Origin of the sequence: Streptomyces alboniger (genome assembly GCF_008704395.1) — a bacterium.
Taxonomy (GTDB): domain Bacteria; phylum Actinomycetota; class Actinomycetes; order Streptomycetales; family Streptomycetaceae; genus Streptomyces; species Streptomyces alboniger.
Genome location: NZ_CP023695.1, coordinates 3027850 through 3049304 on the forward strand (window position 1 = coordinate 3027850; position 21455 = coordinate 3049304).

Genomic DNA, 21455 nt, shown 5'->3' on the forward strand with positions numbered 1-21455 from the left:
CTCTCCTTCACTTCACTGCTGCGACCTTCGCTAGGCGCGGGCGGACAACACCCCCGTACGCCGCAGCTTCTGCCAGCGGAGGCGGCCTCCCGTGAGGGCCGTGATCCAGGACTGGAGCAGTACGACGTACATCAACTGCCGGTAGAGCAACTGCTGGAGAGGCAGTGAGATCAGATGGGTCATGCGTTCGCGGTCGAGGCGGAAGGCGTACGCGGCGCAGAAAGCCTGCACGGCGAGCACTCCGAGCCAGGCGGCGATGGTCTTCTGCGTGGGGCCGAAGACCAGGCCATAGAGGAGGAACACGTCGATGAGGGGCGCCAGGAGCGGGGCGAGCACCATGAAGAGTGAGACCAACGGCAGGCCTACACGGCCGAAGCGCCCGGAGGGGCCGGACTCGACGAAGGCGCGGCGGTGCTTCCAGATGGCCTGCATCGTGCCGTACGACCAGCGGTAGCGCTGGGACCAGAGCTGCTGCACGGACTCCGGGGCCTCGGTCCAGGCCCGCGCCCGCTCCGCGTACACGACCCGCCAGCCGTCGCGGTGCAGGGCCATCGTGATGTCGGTGTCCTCGGCGAGCGTGTCGTCGCTCATGCCGCCGACCCGCTCCACGGCGGACCGCCGGAACGCGCCGACCGCGCCCGGGATGGTCGGCATGCAGCGCAGCACGTCGTACATCCGGCGGTCGAGGTTGAAGCCCATCACGTACTCGATGTGCTGCCAGGCGCCTATGAGCGAATCCCTGTTGCCGACCTTCGCGTTGCCCGCGACGGCGCCCACGCGCGGGTCGCCGAAGGGCTGCACGAGTTCGCGGACGGTGGACTCCTCGAAGACGGTGTCGCCGTCCATCATCACGACGATGTCGTGCCGGGCGTTCGCGAGGCCCCTGTTGAGGGCGGCCGGTTTGCCCGCGTTGAGCTGGCGCACGACGCGTACGTTCGGCAGCCGCAGGCCCTCCACGATCCGCGCGGTGCCGTCCGAGGAGCCGTCGTCTATGACGAGGACCTCGATGGGGTGGTCGCCCGCCATCAGGGAGCGGACGGTCGCCTCGATGCACTTGGCCTCGTTGTACGCGGGCACCAGGACCGAGACCGGTTCGGTGACCGGGGCGCCCCAGTGGAAGTCCCGCCGCCGCACCCGGCGTGCGTGCGCGGCGGAGAGCAGCAGCATCAGGCCGAACCGGGTGAGGACGAGCACGCCCACGACCGCGAGGGCCACGACGAGGGCGTCGGTGATCTGCGCGGAGGCGCCGACCAGGAAGACCCAGGCCTTGCCCTTCCACAGCTCGACGCCGCTGACCCGCGTGTGCGCGCTGGGTGCGTCCAGGGCCTCCGTGAGGTTCCCGAACTCGTACCCCTTCTCGCGCAGTTCGGGCAGGAGCCGGTCGAGCGCGGCGACGGTCTGTGAGCGGTCGCCACCGGAGTCGTGCATGAGGACTACGGCACCCTCGCCGTCCTGGGGCGTGGCACGCCGGACGATCTCGTCGACGCCCGGGCGCTTCCAGTCCTCGCTGTCGGCGTCGTTCACGACGGTGAGGTAGCCGCGGTCGCCTATGTGCCGGGCCACCGGATAGGAGTTGTTGTCCATGGCGTCGGCGAAGGAGGAGTACGGCGGCCGGAAGAGGGAGGTCCGGATCCCGGCGGCCCCGGCGAGCGCGAGCTGGTTCTGCGACAGCTCCCAGTCGATGCGGGACGCGGACTGGTAGGCGAGGTCGGGGTGGTTGAAGGTGTGCAGGCCGACCTCGTGGCCCTCGTCGACCATGCGCCGGACGAGGCCGGGGTGGCGCGAGGCCATGGTGCCGGTGACGAAGAAGACGGCGTGCGCGTCGTGCTTGTCGAGGACGTCGAGGACCTTGGGGGTCCACTCCGGGTCCGGCCCGTCGTCGAAGGTCAGCACGAGCCGCCGTTCGGGCACGCGCAGGGTGGCCTCGCGGCCGCCGCGGGTGTCTATGACGGGGCCGCCGTCGAGGATCTCCCGCGGTACCTGATCGGTGGGCGCGGGCGGCCGGACACGGTGGTCGGCGAGGATCTCGCTGTGCACGTACCCGCGCAGCATCAGCATGGCGAGCAGCGCGATGAGCAGCAGCGAGGGCAACGAGTAGCGCAACGGCAGGCGCCGCCGCCGGGGGGCGCGGGCGGCCGCCGCCTTGCGGGGGCGGGTTCTGCGGGGACGGGTCCTGCGGGGGCGGGCGTTGTCGGGCGTGGCGTTGCCTCCGGCGGCGCTGCCGGGTACGGCCTTGCCGGGCGTGGCGCTGCCGGATGGGGCCTTGCCGAGATGGGCCTTGCGCGGCCGCGCCCTGCCCGGCCCGCGGCGCTCCTCGCTGGCGGGTGGGGTGTGGCCGACGGGGATGTGGTCGACGGGAGTCTGCCCGGCGGGCGGGACGTGACCAACCGGAACCTGCCCGACAACCGGAACCTGCCCGACCAGCGGGACGTGACCAACCGGAACCTGCCCGGCGGGCGGGACGTGGCCGAGGGAAGTGCCGAGACCGTTCGGAGCAGGGCCGCCGGGCAGAGGCCGGTCACCGTGCGCGGCACGGCCGTCCTCGGTGCCGTCCGCCCACCCCCAGTCAGTGGTGCGGGAGTTCATCGCTGGGCGTCCCCGGAGGAGGACGACCGGGGGTCCGCGGGCGGCTGCTGGGCGGCGGGCGGGGTGAAGTCGGCGGGTACGTCACCGTCGCCGGGGACCGTCGGCTGCGCGGGCGGGGCGGGGGGCCGGGCGGCCGGTGCCGTGGGTCCGGACCCCGGTTCCGCCGCGCCACCCGTCGGGGCCGGGCCTGGGCCGCCGCCACCGTCCACGGGACCCGAACCCGGACCCGGCTTGCCGTCCGCCGCGGCGGGCGCCGCGGCGGGCGAGCCCCCCTCGTCCCCCCGGCGGGAGTCGCCGGACCCACCGGGCCGCGCCACCGCCTCGGTGCCGTCCACAGCCCCCCGCGACGGAGCGCCCGCACCGGCCGACGCTGACGGATCGGCGGGGTCATCGGGGTCGGCCGAGTCGGTGGAGTCGGCCGGCTCAACGCGGTCATACGGGCGCCCGGACGCGTCCGCCGTGCCCGCGGGCCCGTCGCCCTTGCCGGGCTTCCCGCCCTCGGGGGCCTGCACCGGCAGCCAGGGCGCGTGAGAGCTGCCCGAGAACAGCGTGCCCACGATGACCAAGGCATAGACCGCGCAGGCGACACCGATGATCACGCCTATCCGGCGGTACCTCCGCCCGCGGCGGCCCGTCTCGTCGACGAAGACAGGACCCTCAACCGCACCGCCCGCACCGGCCCCGGTCGCCAGATCCGCCAGCGTCCGCCCGAGACCGTCGATCTGTACGGTGACCTCGTTCGGATCATGGGTATGTCCTGGTAGCGCATCTTCTCGCCACGTCTCCATGCGTACGCACAACCCCCCACATCACAGAACTCGGCATCTCAGAACGCGGGTGCGCGTACGACTCCAGGCCCCTTGCCGTCCGGACCGGGCCCCCACCCGACCCGAGCGCCGCCCCTATCACATCCCGCCCGGGCGATGAATGTAGCGCACCGGAGTGACAGGCGTGGTTATCAGTCAGATCTGACTCATCATGATGAGTGCATCTGTGGCCGGAACCCACCCATCCGCAGGCTTCTCCAGCCATCCTTCGGCGGCGGCAAGCTCCGCGGCAGCGGACCGTACCGCTGTAACTCCCGGATGAATCAGACCTTTTCGCCATACGAGCGACACGGGCGAGAGCGGTACGGGATCGATCAGCGGCCGCAGCTCGGCACCCGGCATGGCCGGAAAGTCCACCACGACCAAGGCCGGATTGCGCTTCTTCGCCATGATCCGCCCGAACTCCTCGGGCCCCACCGCCAGCGGCGCGGGCGGCGCGACGCCGATGCCGCGCCCCGCGAAGAGCCGGTGCGCGAGGTCGGTCCACTCCAGCGTCCGCGGGTTGCCCGCCCCCGCGTACACGGTCTCCCCCGCGAGGGCGTCCAGCGGCACGGCGTCCAGCTCGGTCAGCGGGTGGTCGCTGGGCAGCAGCACCGCCATCGGCTCGTACCGCACGGGCTGCTGGGCGAGCGCGGACCGCAGTGCGGGGTCGAGCCCGGCGTACCGCCCGAAGGACATGTCGAGCCGCCCGGCGATCATCTCGGCGGCGGCACCCGTGAGGCCGCTCTCGAAGCGGGCCATCAGCTCGCACTCCGGGGCGAGTTCGCGGGCCCGCTCCAGGATCCGCCCGAAGACGAGCCCGGGGCTGTTCAGATCGACGAGCAGCGGCCGCGCGGGCCCCGTGAAGGCGGCGACCAGCTCGTCCTGCGCCGCGAGGACCCGCCGCGCGTACGGAAGGAGCCGCTCGCCGTCGGCGGTGAGCGCGACCTGCCGTGTCGTACGGGAGAACAGCTCGGCGCCCAACTCGCGCTCCAGGCGCCGCACATCACGGCTCAGCGCCTGCTGTGCCACGTACAGCCGGGCGGCGGCCCGGGTGAAGTGCAGCTCTTCGGAGACGGCGACGAACGCGCGCAGCAGGCGCGGATCCACGTCACGAGGCAGAGCGGGCCCATCGGCGGGGCGTGTACGGGGATCGGACGGGCGTATGCCGGGCTCTGCTGTCACCGCTGGAACTTACAACGTGGACGCGTGAATCGGCGCCCAGAAGGTGTTGGACCCCGCGGGCCCCCCGCGGCGAGCCTGAGACGCATGCCCCCCGCCAGACCCCGCACCACGCCCCGCAATCCCTACACCCGCCTCTTCGCGATACCCGGAGCCACCGCCTTCACCCTCGGCAACCTCATCGCCCGCCTGCCCATGGGCATGTTCAGCGTGAGCGCCGTCATCATGATCTCCGGCGCCCGCGGTTCGTACGCGCTGGCCGGCGCCGTCACCGCGACCGGCCTCGCCGCGACCGCCGTCGTGGCTCCCTGGACGGCGCGGCTCGTCGACCGCCACGGCCAGGCACGCGTCGCCGTGCCCGCCACCGCGATCGCCGCGCTCGGCTCGCTCTCCCTGCTGCTCTGCGTGCGCTACGGAGCGCCCGACTGGACTCTCTTCGCGTCGTACGCCGCCACGGCCACGACCCCCAACACGGGCGGCATGTCCCGCGCCCGCTGGGCGTACCTCCTGAAGGGCGACGCCCCTGCCGTACACACCGCCAACTCCTTCGAACAGGCCGCCGACGAACTCTGTTTCATGCTCGGGCCCGTCCTCGCCGCCTTCCTCTGCGGCGCGCTCTTCCCCCAGGCGGGCACCCTGATCGGCGTGGTCCTGCTGCTGACCGGCGTGCTGGTCTTCGCCGCCCAGCGCGCGACGGAACCGCCGCCCCAAGGACGTACGCACTCCTCCGAAGGCGCGCGATCGCCTCTCCGCGCGCGCGGGATGCCCGCCCTGTTGGTCGGCTTCCTCGCCACCGGCGCCGTCTTCGGCTCCCTTGAGGTCGTCACGATCGCCTACGCCGACGAGCGAGGGCACAAGGCGGCGGCGGGCGTGATACTCGCCCTCCAGGCCGCGGGCTCCTGCGCGGCGGGCCTCGTCTACGGAGCCGTGAAACCGCGCGGCCCGCTCGTGCGCCGCCACCTCCTGTGCGGTGCGGCGATGGCGGCCCTGATGACGCTGCCGCTGCTCGCCGTGACGCTCACGGGCTCGCTGACCGCCCTCTCCGGAGCGCTGCTCGTCGCGGGGATGGCGACGGCGCCCACGATGGTCACCGGAATGACGCTGGTCCAGCACCGCACTCCCGAGGGGCGGCTGAACGAGGGCATGACCCTCGCCGTGACCGGGCTCCTCGGGGGCATCGCGTGCGGCGCGGCGGGCGGCGGCTGGGCGGTGGAGCGCCTGGCGCCCGCCGCGGGCTACTGGGTGCCGGTGGCCGCCGCCTGCCTCGCCCTGCTGCTCAGCAGCGCGCAGGCTTGCGCCACGAGCACTCCACGTCGCCGTACCGCTCCGCCGCCCGCGTCGAGCGAGGCATGACCGGCACGGCCTCGTCCTCCGTGGACGACGCGAGGGTCACCACGATCGCGTCCTCCAGCGCCTTCACCGAGGGGGCCAGATGGTTGTTCAGGATGATGCTGAACACCAGCTCACGCCCGTTCCTGTCCTTCACGTAACCGGAGAGGCCGGACGCTCCCGTCAACGTCCCCGTCTTGGCACGGGCGTTGAGGGCCGCCGGGGTCCCGCACATCCGCGAGCGCAGGGTGCCGCCGACGGACTTGCCCGGCCCGCAGGCCACCGGCAGGGACGCGTACCAGTCGGCGAACCACGGCTCCCCCTTGGCAGAGCGCAGCAGCTTGACGTACTGGTCCGCGGGGGCGTTGTCCTTGCGCGACAGACCTGAGCCGTCGACCTGGCGCAGCTTGCCCGGGTCGACGCCGGCGGTCTTCAGATAGCCGCCGATCGCGGCGATACCGTCGTCCCAGCTCCCGGGCCGCCCGGTGGCCTTGTGACCCATGGCCTTGGTGAGGCTCTCCGCGTGCATGTTGTTGGAGAGCTTCATGAAGGGGACCATGAGGTCCTTGAGCTGCATGGAGTCGTGCGAGGCGAGCTGCCGGGCTCGCCCGGGGGTGGCGATTCCGGCCCTGGTCGGCCCGCTCACCTTCACGCCGTGCGCGGCGAGCGCGTCCCGGAAGACGGCTGCCGCGTACCCGGTCGGCTCCCAGACGGTGACCCACTCCTTGGTGACGGCTCCGCCGACCGGGACCGTGCCGCTGACGGTGATGGTGTTCCTGCCGTGCTGCCGCTCCACGGCGACGGTGTCGGCGCCGCCCGACGCGACGGTGGTCGCCCGCAGGTCGATGTCCACGTAGTCGGTCTTCGGCGTGACGCTGACGCGCGGCTCGTCCCCGGCCCGCGCGCCCGGCGCGACCTCCACGACGACCGTCCCGGTGTCGTAGTCCGTGTCGGGAGCAAGGCTCAGGGCGCTGATCTGCGCCGCGTAGTACGCGGACTCGTCGTCGGCGCTCCAGGTGTCGCCGACGCGCTTGGCGTCGAAGCGGGTGTCGTCGGCGATCAGGCGCCCCGAGACCCGCCGCACCCCCAAGGCGGCGATCTGCGCGGCGAGCCCGTCGTAGTCCTTGGCGAGCGTCGTCGGGTCGCCCGTGCCGCGCAGATACAGGTCTCCGTGCAGCACGCGGCCCCGCCGCCGTCCGTCGGCGAGTACGTCGGTGGTGAACCGGTGGCCGGGTCCCAGCAGCTCCATGGCGGCGGCCGAGGTGAGCAGTTTGGTGTTGGAGGCGGGCATGAGGCGCCCGCTGGACCGGTGCTGGTAGAGGACGTCACCGGACGCGGCGTCGGCGACGACCACACTGGCCACGCCGCCCTCCATCCGGGAGTCGCCGAGGATGGTGTCGATGGCCTCCGGCAGGCCGGACCGGTCGGAGTCCGCGCCGGCCGGGGAACCTGCGGAGAGCGTGGCCGCCGCGACGGCGAGCACGGCGGGCCAGATCCAGTGGCGCATACGGTGGTTGACGCGTCGCACGGGTCTACTCATGACCCAGGAGGATAAACCCGGGCGACCAACGGAAGAAGCCCCCTGGCCGGGGGCCAGAGGGCTTCAACCTCACATGGGAATTGTGGAGATGGCGGGAATCGAACCCGCGTCCAACGGTGCTGAACCAGGGCTTCTCCGAGCGCAGTTCGCTGCGATTTTCTCGGCCCCGGAGATCTCGCGAACAAGTCTCCGACGGGCCCAGTCACTGTTTGATTTCCCGTCGAACCCCGTGACCGGGTTCGACGGTTTAGTTCCCTAGATTATGCCAGGGTCCGGGTCGGGAACACCCCCGGGCTGACACCCATTTAGGGTCCTTCAGTCACTGCTTATTAGGCAGCGAGGGCGAAGGACTGGGAATCGCTCTTGGAATTGGCGATTATTTGTTGCGACATATGGTTTACGAGATCATTGCCGCTTCCTCGGCTCGCTTCCCCTGCTTCGACATCCGCTGTCGAAACCGATCATCCCCATGTTGTTTTTTCAATGTTCCTTCAAGGTGGGCCCCTGCTGAGCGGGGACCCGGTAGCCCCTGCTGTGAGGAGCACGACCCATCGTACGTGACCAACGCCCGACGGTGCCAGCCTATTCCTGAGGGCCCGGCTTCCTGAGGGCCCGGCCGGAGGCTAGGCGATCCCCTGGCGCCGCCGCACCGCCGAGATCGCGCGGTTCGTCTCGCGCGTGTCCTGCTTCTCGCGGAGCGTCTGCCGCTTGTCGTACTCCTTCTTGCCCTTGGCCAGCGCGATCTCGACCTTGACCCGGCTGTCCTTGAAGTACAGCGCGAGGGGCACGATCGTGTGACCCGTCTCCTTGGACTTGGACTCCAGCTTGTCGATCTCCGCCCGGTGCAGCAGGAGCTTGCGCTTCCGCGTGGCGGAGTGGTTCGTCCAGGTGCCCTGCACGTACTCGGGGACGTGGATGTTGTGCAGCCACGCCTCGCCGCGGTCGATGTGCACGAAGCCGTCCACCAGGGAGGCCCTGCCGAGCCGCAACGACTTGACCTCGGTGCCCATCAGCACCAGGCCGCACTCGTAGGTGTCCAGGATGTGGTAGTCGTGCCGCGCCTTCTTGTTCTGCGCGACCATCTTGCGGGCGGGGGCCTTCTCATTGGCCTTCGCGGCCTTGCGCTTTACCTTTTCCTTCGCCATAGTCCGGCCATTTTCGCACTACGAGGGGGGTCCGAGGCCAGTCAATACTGTCTCGGCCCGCTTCTCGGCCCCGTACTCGACCTCGAGGTCCGGTGTGATGCCCCGCCCGTCGACGGCCCGCCCCGAAGGCGTGCGGTAGTGGCCGACGGTCAGCTCGGCGACGGAACCGTCCGGAAGGCGGCTCGGCATCTGGACCGACCCCTTGCCGAAGGTCCTGGAACCCACCACGACCGCGCGGCCGCGGTCCTGGAGGGCGCCGGTGAGCAGCTCGGCCGCGCTCATCGTGCCGCCGTCGACGAGCGCGACCACCGGTCTGCCGGTGTCGCCGCCCCGCCGGGCGTGCAGCGCCTTCTGCTCGCCCCGTACGTCGTACGTCGCCACGAGGCCGCCGTCGACCAGCGCGGACGAGGCGGTGACCGCCTCCGAGACCAGGCCTCCGGAGTTCCCGCGCAGGTCGAGCAGGATGCCGGCGCCCTCGGGGGCCTCGCGCACCGCGGTCCGCACGGCCTCTCCTGAGCCCTTGGTGAACGCGGCGACCTTGATCAGGACCGCGCCGCCGCGCAGCTCGGTGACGGTGACGGAGTCCGTGGAGAGGCGGGCCCTGTGCAGCGTCTCGCTCCACGCGCGCGTGCCGCGCGCGAGGCCGAGGCGCACCGGGGTGCCGGCGCGGGTGCCGCGCAGCAGGCCGACGACCTCCGTGACGGGGCGGCCGGTGACGCGCTCGCCGTCGATGGAGCGCAGCCGGTCGCCCTCGCGGATCCCCGCGCGCTCGGCGGGCCCGTGCTTCTGGACCCGGGAGACTTCGATGCGCCCGTCGGCCGCGCGCCGGGCCCACAGTCCGACGCCCGTGTAGGCGCCGTCGAGGGCCTGCTCGAACTCCCGGTACTCCCCGTGCGAGTACACCGCGCCCCAGCGGTCCCCGCTGCGGCTGACGGCTTCCTCGGCGGCCTTCTTGGCGGACTTGCCGTCGGCCATGGCGTCGGCGGCGGCGTCCGCGGCCTCCTCGGCGGTGTCGGCGCCGCCCCTCAGCGGGGGCGAGGCGTCCGAACGTACCGAAGGAGGAGGCCTTTTCCGGCCGTCGTCCGCCGCCTCGCTCCAGGAGCCGGTGGCGGCCCCGGTGGCGAGGACGCTCGCGAAGACCAATGTCAGCGTCGCCCCGCGGCGGATGCGGCGGGGCACTGAGCACCGATCGGCGAACCGGTCGAGACCTGACATGACGGTGAGTCTAGGACAACGAAGGGTGCCGTACGGCGGGTTGAACCGTACGGCGCCCTGGAACGACGAGGGTACTTGTCACACCTTGAGGTACTTGCGCAACGCGAAGAACGCGGCAAGCGCGGGCATCAGAAGACCGATCGCGAGCACCAGCGGCAGCTTCGCCAGGACGGCGTCCCAGCCGATGAAGTTGATGAGGTTGATCTTCTCGGCGAGCGCGAGACCGTGGTCGATCATGAAGTAACGCCCCACGACCAGCATTCCGCAGGCGAGCGCGCCGCCGATGAGACCGGCGACGGCGGCCTCCATGATGAACGGCATCTGGATGTAGAAGCTGGAGGCGCCGACCAGCCGCATGATGCCGGTTTCACGTCTGCGGCTGAACGCCGAGACGCGCACGGTGTTGACGATCAGCATCAGCGCGACGACGAGCATCAGCGCCATCACCGCGAGCGCCGCCCAGTTCATGCCGTTGAGGAGCCCGAAGAGGTTGTCCAGGTAGCCCTTCTGGTCCTGCACGGCCTGCACGCCGTCACGGCCCGAGAAGGCGGTCGCGACGACCTGGTACTTCTCCGGGTCCTTCAGTTTGATGCGGTACGACTCCTGCATCTGGTCGGGCGTGAGGGAGCTGGACAGCGGGGAGTCGCCGAACTGCTCCTTGTAGTGCTTGTACGCCTCGTCCGCCGACTCGTGGGTGACCTTGTCCACGACCGGCATCTTCTTCAGATCCCCGAGGATCTGGTCCTTCTGCTCGTTCGTGACGGCGCCCTTGGCGCACTTCGGGTCCTGCTCGGCGTCGGCCTTGTTGCACAGGAAGATCGAGACGTTGACCTTGTCGTACCAGTAGCCCTTCATCGTGCTCACCTGGTCACGCATGAGCAGCGAACCGCCGAAGAGGGCGAGCGAAAGCGCTACGGAGACGACGACCGCGAAGGTCATCGTGAGATTGCGACGGAGACCGACGCCGATCTCCGACAGGACGAACTGGGCGCGCATGGCGGCCTTTCAGTGCTCAGGTGGATCAGGTGGAACAGACAGCGGTCGGGCCGCGCGGATGTCAGTGCTGGTAGCCGTAGACGCCGCGCGACTGGTCGCGCACGAGACGGCCCTTCTCCAGCTCGATGACCCGCTTGCGCATCTGGTCCACGATCTGCTGGTCGTGGGTGGCCATCACGACGGTGGTGCCGGTCCGGTTGATCCGGTCGAGCAGTTTCATGATGCCTACGGAGGTCTGCGGGTCGAGGTTGCCGGTCGGCTCGTCGGCGATGAGGAGCTTGGGACGGTTGACGAACGCGCGCGCGATCGCCACTCGTTGCTGCTCACCACCGGACAGCTCGCCGGGCATCCGGTCCTCCTTGCCGCCGAGGCCCACGAGATCGAGGACTTGGGGCACGGACTTGCGGATCTCGCCGCGGGACTTGCCGATGACCTCCTGCGCGAAGGCGACGTTCTCGCCGACGGTCTTGTTGGGCAGGAGGCGGAAGTCCTGGAAGACCGTGCCCAACTGGCGGCGCATGTGCGGCACCTTGAAATTGGACAGGCGCGCGAGGTCCTTGCCGAGGACGTGTACCTGGCCGTGGCTGGTGCGCTCCTCGCGCAGGACGAGCCGCAGGAAAGTGGACTTTCCGGAGCCGGAGGACCCCACCAGGAAGACGAACTCGCCCTTTTCGATCTCTAGGGAGACATCCCTGAGCGCGGGGCGGGTCTGCTTGGGATAGGCCTTGGAGACGTTGTCGAAACGGATCACGGATGCACCACGGGTTGCCGGGGGTAGGTGTGCGTGACCCTACGCGAAGGCGGTGCGCGAGCGCAGTCGGCGTCCGGAGTTGCGCGATTTGTCGTGGAAGTGCCGAGGTACGGAACGTGCCGAAACCGGCGGGAGGCGGCGGGCCGCGCCGAAACCCGCGGAAGCTGGCACAGTGGTAAGGGGAACGATTGGGTTCCCCGTAGCGTTGGGCAGGCTGAGACTGTGCGGGAGGAGAAGCGCATGACCCTGGATCGGTTGGTATGCGCGAACTGCGCAGCGCCCGTGAGTGAAGGCCGATGCCCCGTGTGCCGGGCCAATCGCGAGCGCATACAGCAGGAAGGGCCCTTCGCGGGCCTCAATCCCGCGGCACTGATAGCGCTGCTCGTGGTACTGATCGCGGCGGTCGCGCTGCTGGCGCGCGCGTAGGCACGCCGCGCCGACGGCACACCCCGTAGGCGACGGAGAAGGGCCCGCAGCTCAGGAAGCTCCGGGCCCTTCTTTTACGTACGTACGTCCCAAGGACGTACATCGCGTACGTGCCGTACATGCCGTACGCCTCGATACCTCGGGTACGCGGCGTACGTCAGCGCCTGTGTCAGGCGGCGGCGCCACGGTTGCCGACGAGGCGCGGCAGGATGCGGAAGCCGATGCCACCGGCGATCATCGTGGCGGCGCCGATCACCAGGAAGGTGATCTCGGCGGCGCCGGTCTCGGCCAGCTCGCCCTTGTCGCCCTTGTTGCCGCCCTGCTCGACCGGCTTGGAGCCGGTGTCGGAGAGGCTGTCCTTGCCCTGGCCCTGCTCGACGGGGTTGGAGCCGCCGGCGGGGTCGGTGTCGTTGCCCCCGCCGTTGCCGCCGCCGTTCCCGTTGCTGTTGCCGTTCCCGTTGCCGCCGCCGTTCCCGTTGCCCTCGTTGCCCGGGTCACCCGGGTCCGAGGTGGGCCGGCCCGGGTCGGTCGGGTCCGAGGTGGGCGGGTCGGTGGGGTCGGGCTCGGTCGGCTCCGGCGGCTCGGTCGGCTCGTTGGTCGGCTCGGGCGGGTCCGTCGGCTCCTCGGTCGGGATGCCCGGGTCCGAGGGGTCGTCGTCGGGCTCGACGTCGACGTCGACACCGACACCGCTGTCGTCCGCGTGGGCGCCGACGCCCACGGGGCCGAGGTCGACGTCGAGGGCCGAGGCGGCACCCGCGGCGGTCAGCGAGGCACCGGCGGCGATCACCGCACCGGCGGCTATCCGCGCGACACGGATCCGCGTCTTCTTGGTCATCTGGTTGCTACCCCCAGTAGCTGAATCGTCAGAGAGGCAGCGTCCGAGGCGGCGTTCCGGGGCGAACGATCAGCCCCCACAGATCCCACACACCCCAGGAATACGCATACCACTCGCTAGCCTTTCCACTTTTCAGAGCAGCGTCAAGGTCGTTGCGGGCGCGATGTCCGAAATCAGGGCAGTTGACCGTCGTAGGGAGATGTGACTGTGACGTAAAAGGCAACTGCCGCCTCATGGGCGGCAGTTGCCTTGTCGATAAAGCCGCTCTGGGCGGCTTTTACTTCTCCTGCTGCTTGCGCCAGCGAATTCCAGCTTCCAGGAATCCGTCGATCTCGCCATTGAAGACGGACTCGGGATTACCGACCTCGAACTCCGTACGCAGGTCCTTGACCATCTGGTACGGGTGGAGGACGTACGAACGCATCTGGTTGCCCCAGGAGTTGCCGCCGTCACCCTTGAGGGCGTTCATCTTCGCCTGCTCCTCCTGGCGGCGGCGCTCAAGGAGCTTCGCCTGGAGGACGTTCATCGCGGTCGCCTTGTTCTGGATCTGCGAGCGCTCGTTCTGACAGGAGACGACGATGCCGGTGGGGAGGTGGGTCAGCCGCACCGCGGAGTCGGTGGTGTTGACGCCCTGGCCGCCCGGGCCCGAGGAGCGGTACACGTCGATGCGCAGCTCGCTCTCGTCGATCTCGATGTGGTCGGTCTGCTCGACGACCGGGAGGATCTCGACACCGGCGAAGGACGTCTGGCGGCGGCCCTGGTTGTCGAACGGCGAGATGCGGACGAGACGGTGGGTGCCCTGCTCGACCGAGAGCGTGCCGTAGGCGTACGGGACCTGGACGGCGAAGGTGGTCGACTTGATGCCGGCCTCTTCCGCGTACGAGGTCTCGTACAGCTCCGTCTTGTAGCCGTGGCGCTCCGCCCAGCGCAGGTACATGCGCTGGAGCTTCTCGGCGAAGTCGGAGGCGTCGACGCCGCCGGCCTCCGCGCGGATGGTGACGAGCGCCTCACGGGCGTCGTACTCCCCGGACAGGAGGGTCCTGACCTCCAGCTCGTCCAGCGCCTTCCTGACGGACTCCAGCTCGGACTCGGCCTCGGCACGGGTGTCCGAGTCGTCCTCCTCCTCGGCCATCTCGAACAGCACGCCGAGGTCGTCGATGCGCCCGCGCAGCGCCTCGGCCTTCCTGACCTCCGCCTGGAGGTGGCTCAGCTTGCTGGTGATCTTCTGTGCCGCTTCCGGGTCGTCCCACAGGGACGGTGCGGCCGCCTGCTCCTCGAGCACGGCGATATCGGCCCTCATCTTGTCGAGGTCCAGGACGGCCTCGATCGACTCCATGGTCGAGGAGAGGGACTTGAGCTCTTCGGATACATCGACGACTGCCACGACTCCAGCCTAACGGCTGCGGCAACCGACCTGGCCCCGAGTGGGGTGAGCAGGGCCGGGAGCGGGTCAGGGGGAGACCGGGGAGGAGGTGTCGGGGGCCGAGGGGGGCGCGTCGGAGGAGCTGGCGGCGTACACGCCGACCCCCGCCGCCGCGGCGAGGACGACCCCCGCCACGCCGAGCGTGATCCGGCGCCGTCGCGCGGAGGCGCGGTGCTTGGCGGAGCCGGGGCGGGCCGCGCCGGCCGCCCGCGGCGCGCGGGCCGTGCCGCGGGCCCCGCCGGCCAGCTCGTCGGGTCCCGGCACCCGCATCGAGGTGTGCGTGTCCCGGTTGGAGTCGGCGGGCGCCGAGCCCGGCACCAGGGGGACCGCGCCCCGCCGGGGGGAGGGCTCGCGCGGCTCGGGGGCCGAGTCCTCGTACGCCTCCTCGGCCTGCGAGGGCTCCGTGTCCGGCTCGTCGACGTCCAGCGGCGGCATCCCCGCGACCAGCGGCAGCAGCTCCCGCAGGCGCGCGGCCAGCTCGGAGGCGCGCAGCCGGGACGCGGGAGCCTTGGCGAGGCACTGGACGAGGAGCTGCCACAGCTCCTCGGGGATGCCGGGGAGCGGCACCACCGTCTCGGTGACGTGGCGCCGCAGGACCGCCCCCGGATGTCCCCCGCCGAAGGGAGTGAAGCCAGCGAGCAGTTCGTACAGGACCGTGGCGAGGGCGTAGATGTCTACGGCGGCGCGCGGCGGCAGGCCCTCGATGATCTCGGGGGCGAGGTAGTCCGGCGTACCGATGATCTTCGTCGCGCGGGTCCGGCGCGGGGAGTCGATCAGCTTGGCGACGCCGAAGTCGGTGAGCAGGGCGGGGTGCGCCCCGCCGGGACCGAGGGGGCCCTGCATGTCCAGGAGGACGTTCTCGGGCTTGACGTCGCGGTGCACGATGCCCGCGGCGTGCGCGGCCGCGAGCCCGTCGGCGACGTCCGCGACGATGGCGACCGCGGCCTCGGGGGCCATGCGCCGCTCACGGTCGAGGCGGGTGCGCAGGTCCGTACCGCGTACGAGGTCCATGACCAGCGCCAGGTCGTTGCCGTCGACGACGAGGTCGTGGACGCCCACCACGCGCGCGTGGTCGAGGCTGAGCAGAGCCGTGCGCTCCTGGACGAAGCGGCCGACGAGTTCCTGGTCGGAGGCCAGGTCCTCGCGCAACAGCTTGATGGCGACGGGGCCTTCGGGCCCCTCGCCGAGCCACACCGTGCCGGCGCTGCCACGGCCCAGGATCTGGTGGGCGGTGTACCGGCTGCCGATCTTGCGCGTCAAGACTGCTCCTACGGATGCGTGTTGGCGACAAAACTACGCGGCCTTGCCGCCAACCTTCACTCCGGGAGCAGAAATCACTCTGCTGATGTCGACAAATCCCCAGAGCCGTCCGGGGATCGCCCCACGCGGGTGCGCCGCCAGGACCTGTCCGGCGGACAGGTCCTAGTTGCCGCCGAGCTTCCCGATCCAGCCACTGACCGTGCCGTACCAGTCCGTCAGCTGTTCCCAGTAGCCCTTCGTGGTGCCGATCCAGTCCTGGAGCGGGCTGAACTCCCAGACCAGCCAGCTCGCCACGAAGAGGATGAGGATCGTGAACAGACAGCCCTTGAGGCAGCCGAGCCCCGGGATCCGCATCGGGTTGGCGCTGCGCTGACGCGGCTGCCTCGGCTCGCGCGCGGGGCGCGGGGCGGGCTGCTGGGGCGGCGGCGCCTGCGGAGGCGCGGCGTACTGCTGCGGCTGGTGCTGCGGCTGATGGTGTTGGGGCTGCTGGTGCTGGGGCGCGGGAGCGTACTGCTGCTGGGGGCGCTGCCCGCGCGGCTGCTGCGGGGCGTACTGCTGCGGGCGCGGCGGCTGCTGCTGGGGCCGGGCCACCTGGCGCTGGGGGCGCCGGCGCAGCGGGTCCTGGTCGGGGTCCAGGTGCGCCTGGTACTGCGTCTGTTCGTTGCGGTCGCGGGCCGCGGCCATCTGGCTCTGCCAGGGGTGCGGGTCGTTCGGGTTCGCGCCGGGGCCGTTCGGCGGGACCGGCGGCATGACCGCGGTCGGGTCGGCGCCGCCACCGCGGTTGGCCGGCAGTACGGAGGTGGGGTCGGCGTCACCGTGACCCTGGCCCTGGCTGCCGGTGCTCTGCATGACGCTGGTCGCCGCGTTCGGGTCGTACGAGCCCGCGTTGCTCGGCAGGACCTGCGTGGGGTCGGCCGCGCCCGGGGCGTCCGGCACGGGGGCCGGCGACGGGTCCGGCATGAGCAGGGCGCCCACGCCCTCCGCGGCGGCGATCTGCGCCGGGGTGGAGTGCACGCCGACGCCCTCGGCGACGGCCCGCAGGCCGCGGGCGAGGTTCACGGCGCTGGGGCGGCGGTCCGGGTTCTTGTCGAGGCAGCGCTCGATGACCGTCCACAGCGGGTCCGGGACGGTCGAGGGGCGGCGCGGCTCGGCGCTGAGGTGCTGGTGCAGGACTTCGAGGGCCGAGCCCCCGGCGAACGGCGGGCGGCCGGTGACCAGCTCGTACAGCAGGATCCCGGCGCCGTAGATGTCGACGGCGCTGGTCTGCGGGCGGCCCTCGGCGGACTCCGGCGCGACGTACGCGGGCGTGCCGACGAATTCCTGGGTGCGGGTCAGGCCCGGGGAGTCCGCGAGGCGCGCGATGCCGAAGTCGGTGAGCATCGGGTGCATGCCCTGGGCGTCCTGCTTGAGCAGGACGTTCGCGGGCTTCAGGTCGCGGTGGACGACGCCGTCGGCGTGGCTCGCGGCCAGCGCGTCGGCGATCTGGGCCGTCAGAAGGGCCGCGGCGACCGGCGTGAACGGGCCGTTCTCGCGCAGGTAGCGGTGCAGGTCGGGGCCGTCGATCAGGTCCATGACCAGGGCGAGGAGGTCGCCCTCGACGACGAGGTCGCGGGTTCTGACGATGTTCTCGTGAGTCAGCCTGAGCAGGACGGACCGCTCCCTGAGGAAGCGCATCACCACGTCCGCGTCGTTGGCCAGCTCTTCCTTGAGGACCTTGATCGCGACGGTTTCGCCGGGCTGGCCGGCGACGGCCGCCTCGGCACCCGCGGTCTCCCGCTGGCGGGCTCGCCAGACGGTGCCCGTGGCGCCGCGCCCGAGCGGCTCCTCGAGCAGGTACTTGCTGCCTACCGGCCGCACGTCATGCGCTCCCTGCTGATCTGGCTGGTCCCGTCCGGACGCTGGTCCTGTCCGGGGGTCTGAGATGTTCCGACCCACTGTAGTGCTGCCGAACGGGGCACCGGTCGATCCGATTCCGCCCGGCCGTTCCCGTGGCTCGCTGTCCGGGGGGAAGACGCCCGCCCGTGGCCATTGGTTGCCGTGGAGTGCACGGTGCGACCTTCCTCTCGACCTTCCTCCACGGACCTTCGCATGTGTCCCCAACGGTCCAAGCAGGCACTTTTCCGAGCAGAGGCGACCAATCAAGATCACTTACCGGTGGCCGCCGGGCGTGTTGTCGGTCGCAGGTGCGAGGATGCCTCCAGTACTGGCCACGTGCCCGTGTGCGGTGGGGGGAAACACAGCGCGAGTCCCCGTGCCGGGCGCCCAGCGCAGAAGGGACCGCTGACGGCGATGCAGATCCGGCTGACCGTCCTCGGGCCGCGCAGCGGCCAGCCCGAGCAGCAAGGCCGCCCCCCGGCGGCGACCGGCGTCCACGGCGCCTGTGACGTGCTGGTCACCGCGCCCGCCGGGACCGCCCTCGCCGCGGTGGCCTCCGGCCTCGCCACGGCCGTCGCGGGCAGCGACAGCCCCCTCGTGCTGTACGCGGGCCCCGAGCGCCTGGACGCCCAGCGGTGCACGCTCGGTGAGCCCCCCTTGATCGACGGCGCGGTGCTCTCGCTGGGCGCCCCCGCCGAGCCCGGCCCCGAGCCGGCCGGTGCGGCCGCCCAGTTGCACGTGGTGGCGGGGCCCGACGCGGGCGGTGTCCATCTGCTGCACGGCGGCCAGATCCGGGTCGGCCGCTCCGCCGACGCGGACGTGCCGCTGGACGACCCCGACGTCTCCCGGCTGCACTGCGCGGTCACCCTCGCCCAGGACGGCCGCGTGACGGTCACGGACCTCGGCTCGACGAACGGCACCTCGGTGGACGGCACGGAGGTCACCGACCGCCCCGTGCGGGTCTCCCCCGGCTCCCTGCTGCGGATCGGCGAGTCCGCGCTCCGGCTGACCGGCGGCGGCCTCGGCGCGGCCCCGGGAGCGGGCGGCATCCTCTCGACGGCCCCCGACGGCGAGGGGCACGTGCGCGTGCGGGTCGCCGCAGCCCCCCAGCCCGCGTTCCTCGCGCCCTCACGCCCCCCGGAGGGGACCGCCCACCACGCGTACGGCTCGGCGGACTGGGGCGCGGCGGGAGGCGACGGCACCCACCGCCCGTCCGGCGCCCACGGGACCCACGGCGCTTCGGGGGCCCACGGCACTCCAGGGGCGTACGAGACGCACGGGCCGCACGGCTCGCAGGGGGACGGCCCGTCGCAGGCCTACGCCGGCGGGCCCGGGGCGTACGCCCCGGGAGGCGGCCCGGGTGCCGTGCCGCCGCAGGGCGGCGTGCCCGACGCCGAGCGGACCCGCGCCGGGACCCCGCCGCGCGGCACGACCGTCCCGCGCGCCCTGCGCAAGCGGAGCGGCCTCTCCGCCTGGGCCCGGCGGCTGGCCGGGGGCCGGGGCAGCGAGCAGGACGAGGGCGCGTACGAGAGCTATGAGGCCTACGCCGACGACGAGGACGGGGCCGACGGCGGTCTCGGGGCGCCTGAGCCCACGCCGGAGGACCTCGCCGTGGCCGCCGCCGCCCGGACGCCCGAATCCTGGCCGGATCCCGCCACCCTGCTTCTCACGGCGCTCGGCCCCGGCCCCCGTCTGTGGGAGCGCGGCCCCGGTCACCCGGAGGCGCTCGCGGTGCGGCTCGGCACGGTCGACCGGGTGGCCCCCGGCGATCAGGCGCCGCTGCCCGCCGTGCCCGTCACGGTGAGCCTGCGGGAGGCGGGCGCGCTCGGCCTCGCCGGGCCCCGGGAGCGGCTGACCGGCCTGGCCAGGGCCGTCGTCGCCCAGCTCGGCGCGCTGCACTCCCCCGACTGCCTGGAGATCGTGCTGATCAGCACGGACCGCACCCGCACCACCGCGGAACGCACCGCCGAGTGGGCCTGGCTCGGCTGGCTCCCCCATCTGCGGCCCACGCACGGCCAGGACTGCCGGCTCCTCCTCGCCTACGACCGTGATCAGGCGGCGACGCGCACGGGCGAGCTGATCCGGCGCCTTGACGACCACATCGCCGATGAGGGCGTCGCGAATGCCGGGAAAGCCGGTCCTTTCGGAGGCCCCGATCCCCTCGGAGGCCCGGGCTCCTTCGGAGAGCCCGGTTCCTTCGGGGCGCCCGGTTCCATGGAGTCCGCTGCCCGGGAGCCCGCGTGGCGCACTGTCGTCATCGTCGACGGCGACCCCGGGTCGGCCGCGCTGCGCGAGGCGACCGTCCGGCTCGCCGGTGAGGGCGCGCGGGCCGGGATCCACGTCGTGTGCCTCGCCGAGACCGAGGCCGCCTCACCCGCCTCGCCGGTCCTCGACACGTACGAGGCGGCCTGCTCGGTGTCGCCCGCCTTCCGCGCGTGCGGTGCCGTCGCGCTGCTCAGCGGAGACGTGGCGACCGCGCTGCGCCTGATGCGGACGGCGGGCGGGCGCCCCGCGGGGCACGGCACCGTCGCCGCCGTGGACGCGGTCTCGGCGGCCTGGGCCGAGCGGTTCGCACGGGCGCTCGCGCCGCTGCGGACGGACGGCACGGCCGGTGAGGGCCACGCGCGCGTGTCCGCGCCGCTGCCCCAGGCGGCCCGGCTGCTGGACGAGCTGGGGCTCGCCCGGGCCACGCCCGCCTCGCTGATGGCGCGCTGGGCGGCCGCGGCCGACGACGCGGAGGCGCTCGGCGGGCGGGCCGTCGCGGTGCTGGGTGCGGGACCGCGCGGGCCCGTCGTCGCGGATCTCGCCGCAGACGGGCCGCATCTGCTGGCCGAGGGGCCCGCGGGCAGCGGGCGTACGGAGTTGTTGCGCTCCATCGCCGCGTCCCTGGCCGCCGCCGAGCGGCCTGACCGGCTCGGCATGGTCCTCGTCGACGGGCGGGACAGCGGGGGTGCGGGCGGGGCCGCCGGGCGGCAGGGCGCGGGGCTCGGGGTCTGTACGGACCTGCCGCACGTCACCACGCACCTGGTGGCCAACGACCCGGTGCGCATGCGGGAGTTCGCGCAGTCCCTGGCGGCCGAGCTGAAGCGGCGGGCGGAGCTGCTGGGCAGGCTCGGATTCGCCGAGTGGCATACACAGCGGGAGGTCTCGGGGCGGATGGTGGCGCAGAGGTCGCCGTCGTCTTCCGGGGCGGGCGGGGCCTCCGGCGCTTCTGGGCCTTCCGCGGCGGGCGGGGCCTCCGGGGCTTCCGGGGCGCCATCCTTCGGGGCGTCGTCCTCCGGGGGCGGCGCGGAGGGCTCCGCCGCTGTGCCCGCGCAAGGGGGCGACGGTGATCTCGATCCGACGCCCACTTCCACGATGCGGTTGCGGCCCGCGGCGGCGCGGCAGCGGGCCGAGCCCGGGCCTCCGCTGCCGCGGCTCGTCGTGCTCGTCGACGACTTCGACGCGCTGCTCGCGCCCGCCCTCGGCTCTCCGGGGCGGCCGGCGGCCGGCTCGGTCGTGCGCGCCCTGGAGGCGGTCGCGCGGGACGGCGAGCGGCTCGGCGTGCATCTCGTGGCGGCCACGGGGCGCAGTGAGCGGATGCCGGAGACCGAGCTGGGGCAGCGGGCGTCGCTGCGCGTGGTGCTCGACGCGGTGGCCTCGGGGCCTGAGGAGCCCGCGCCGGGGCGGGGTGAACTCCGCTCCCCCGACGGGCGGGCCACCGCCTTCCAGGCGGGGCGGGTCACCGGGCGGATTCCCCGTACGGCGACGCTGCGGCCCACGGTCGTGCCGTTGGAGTGGGAGCGGATGGGGGACCCGCCGGCGCGGCGGCCCGTGCGGGAGCTGGGGAACGGGCCTACGGATCTGGCCTTGCTGGCCAGTGCGTTGGAGCGGGCGGCACGGTCCGTCTCGGCGGATCAGGTGCCGTCGCTTCTTTAGGCGGTGGGGGTGCTTCTGTTCCGTCCCCTGTGCCGCGGGGGCGCTTGCGTGCCGTATGCCCCTTGAATCCGTTCCCGGCGCCGGGGCGTTGTGCCCACCCTTCCCCAAGCTCTCGGCTCCGCTCGACCAGGGGAGACCCCAATCGCCCTGCGGCACGCCTGCCCACAA

The 21455-nt window shown here is 72.3% G+C and carries 15 protein-coding genes and 1 other RNA gene; 3 read left to right on the forward strand and 13 right to left on the reverse strand.

Annotated features, from left to right (window positions below; translation table 11 throughout):
• Positions 1–30 precede the first annotated feature (30 nt).
• The 3 genes from CP975_RS13340 to CP975_RS13350 form a co-directional block, all read right to left on the reverse strand.
• On the reverse strand, positions 31–2058 hold the full coding sequence (locus CP975_RS13340; protein ID WP_150477876.1) for a bifunctional polysaccharide deacetylase/glycosyltransferase family 2 protein: 2028 nt from the start codon (positions 2056–2058) through the stop codon (positions 31–33).
• A gap of 524 nt (positions 2059–2582) precedes the next feature.
• On the reverse strand, positions 2583–3374 hold the full coding sequence (locus CP975_RS13345; protein ID WP_150476903.1) for a hypothetical protein: 792 nt from the start codon (positions 3372–3374) through the stop codon (positions 2583–2585).
• A 174-nt stretch (positions 3375–3548) separates the two neighbouring features.
• The gene (locus tag CP975_RS13350) at positions 3549–4502 is read right to left on the reverse strand and encodes a LysR family transcriptional regulator (RefSeq protein WP_281292884.1); all 954 of its coding nucleotides are present in this window, start codon (positions 4500–4502) and stop codon (positions 3549–3551) included.
• Positions 4503–4661: 159 nt separating this feature from the next.
• Here CP975_RS13350 and CP975_RS13355 point away from each other — a divergent pair, with 159 nt between their 5' ends.
• Positions 4662–5927, forward strand: a complete 1266-nt coding sequence (locus CP975_RS13355; RefSeq protein ID WP_150476904.1) for an MFS transporter — start codon at positions 4662–4664, stop codon at positions 5925–5927.
• On the opposite strand, the gene dacB is transcribed toward CP975_RS13355, so the two are convergent.
• From dacB to ftsE, 6 genes are all read right to left on the reverse strand, one after another.
• Positions 5851–7443, reverse strand: coding sequence for a D-alanyl-D-alanine carboxypeptidase/D-alanyl-D-alanine endopeptidase (dacB, locus tag CP975_RS13360; RefSeq protein ID WP_055535772.1), 1593 nt, complete (start codon positions 7441–7443; stop codon positions 5851–5853). The two genes, CP975_RS13355 and dacB, sit on opposite strands and share 77 nt — an antisense overlap.
• Positions 7444–7523: 80 nt before the next feature.
• Positions 7524–7912: a transfer-messenger RNA gene (gene ssrA, locus CP975_RS13365) on the reverse strand.
• Between the two features lie 154 nt (positions 7913–8066).
• On the reverse strand, positions 8067–8588 hold the full coding sequence (gene smpB, locus CP975_RS13370; RefSeq protein WP_051819846.1) for an SsrA-binding protein SmpB: 522 nt from the start codon (positions 8586–8588) through the stop codon (positions 8067–8069).
• A gap of 18 nt (positions 8589–8606) precedes the next feature.
• Positions 8607–9803 carry a S41 family peptidase gene (locus CP975_RS13375; RefSeq protein WP_199783204.1) on the reverse strand — a complete coding sequence of 399 codons (1197 nt, stop codon included), beginning with the start codon at positions 9801–9803 and terminating at the stop codon, positions 8607–8609.
• A gap of 78 nt (positions 9804–9881) precedes the next feature.
• Positions 9882–10799 carry a permease-like cell division protein FtsX gene (ftsX, locus tag CP975_RS13380; protein ID WP_030788116.1) on the reverse strand — a complete coding sequence of 306 codons (918 nt, stop codon included), beginning with the start codon at positions 10797–10799 and terminating at the stop codon, positions 9882–9884.
• A gap of 61 nt (positions 10800–10860) precedes the next feature.
• Positions 10861–11550 (reverse strand): cell division ATP-binding protein FtsE, encoded by a 690-nt coding sequence (ftsE, locus tag CP975_RS13385; protein WP_030788113.1) that lies wholly within the window; start codon positions 11548–11550, stop codon positions 10861–10863.
• Positions 11551–11790: 240 nt separating this feature from the next.
• Between ftsE and CP975_RS13390 the strand changes: the two genes are divergently transcribed.
• Positions 11791–11976: a hypothetical protein gene (locus CP975_RS13390; protein ID WP_055535777.1), complete on the forward strand. Its 186-nt coding sequence runs from the start codon at positions 11791–11793 to the stop codon at positions 11974–11976.
• Positions 11977–12145: 169 nt separating this feature from the next.
• Here CP975_RS13390 and CP975_RS13395 read toward each other — a convergent pair whose 3' ends face one another.
• The 4 genes from CP975_RS13395 to CP975_RS13410 all read right to left on the reverse strand — a co-directional run bounded on the left by CP975_RS13395 (position 12146) and on the right by CP975_RS13410 (position 17351).
• Positions 12146–12811 carry a hypothetical protein gene (locus CP975_RS13395; RefSeq protein ID WP_150476905.1) on the reverse strand — a complete coding sequence of 222 codons (666 nt, stop codon included), beginning with the start codon at positions 12809–12811 and terminating at the stop codon, positions 12146–12148.
• Positions 12812–13088: 277 nt separating this feature from the next.
• Entirely contained in the window at positions 13089–14195 is a 1107-nt protein-coding gene (gene prfB / locus CP975_RS13400) for a peptide chain release factor 2 (RefSeq protein WP_150476906.1), read from the reverse strand.
• 66 nt (positions 14196–14261) lie between these two features.
• Positions 14262–15494 carry a serine/threonine-protein kinase gene (locus CP975_RS13405; protein ID WP_150476907.1) on the reverse strand — a complete coding sequence of 411 codons (1233 nt, stop codon included), beginning with the start codon at positions 15492–15494 and terminating at the stop codon, positions 14262–14264.
• Between the two features lie 162 nt (positions 15495–15656).
• A complete protein-coding gene (locus CP975_RS13410) occupies positions 15657–17351 on the reverse strand; it encodes a serine/threonine-protein kinase (protein WP_055534137.1) in 1695 nt (564 codons plus the stop codon).
• Positions 17352–17783: 432 nt separating this feature from the next.
• Between CP975_RS13410 and CP975_RS13415 the strand changes: the two genes are divergently transcribed.
• A complete protein-coding gene (locus tag CP975_RS13415) occupies positions 17784–21287 on the forward strand; it encodes an FHA domain-containing protein (protein WP_150476908.1) in 3504 nt (1167 codons plus the stop codon).
• The last annotated feature ends 168 nt before the right edge of the window (positions 21288–21455 follow it).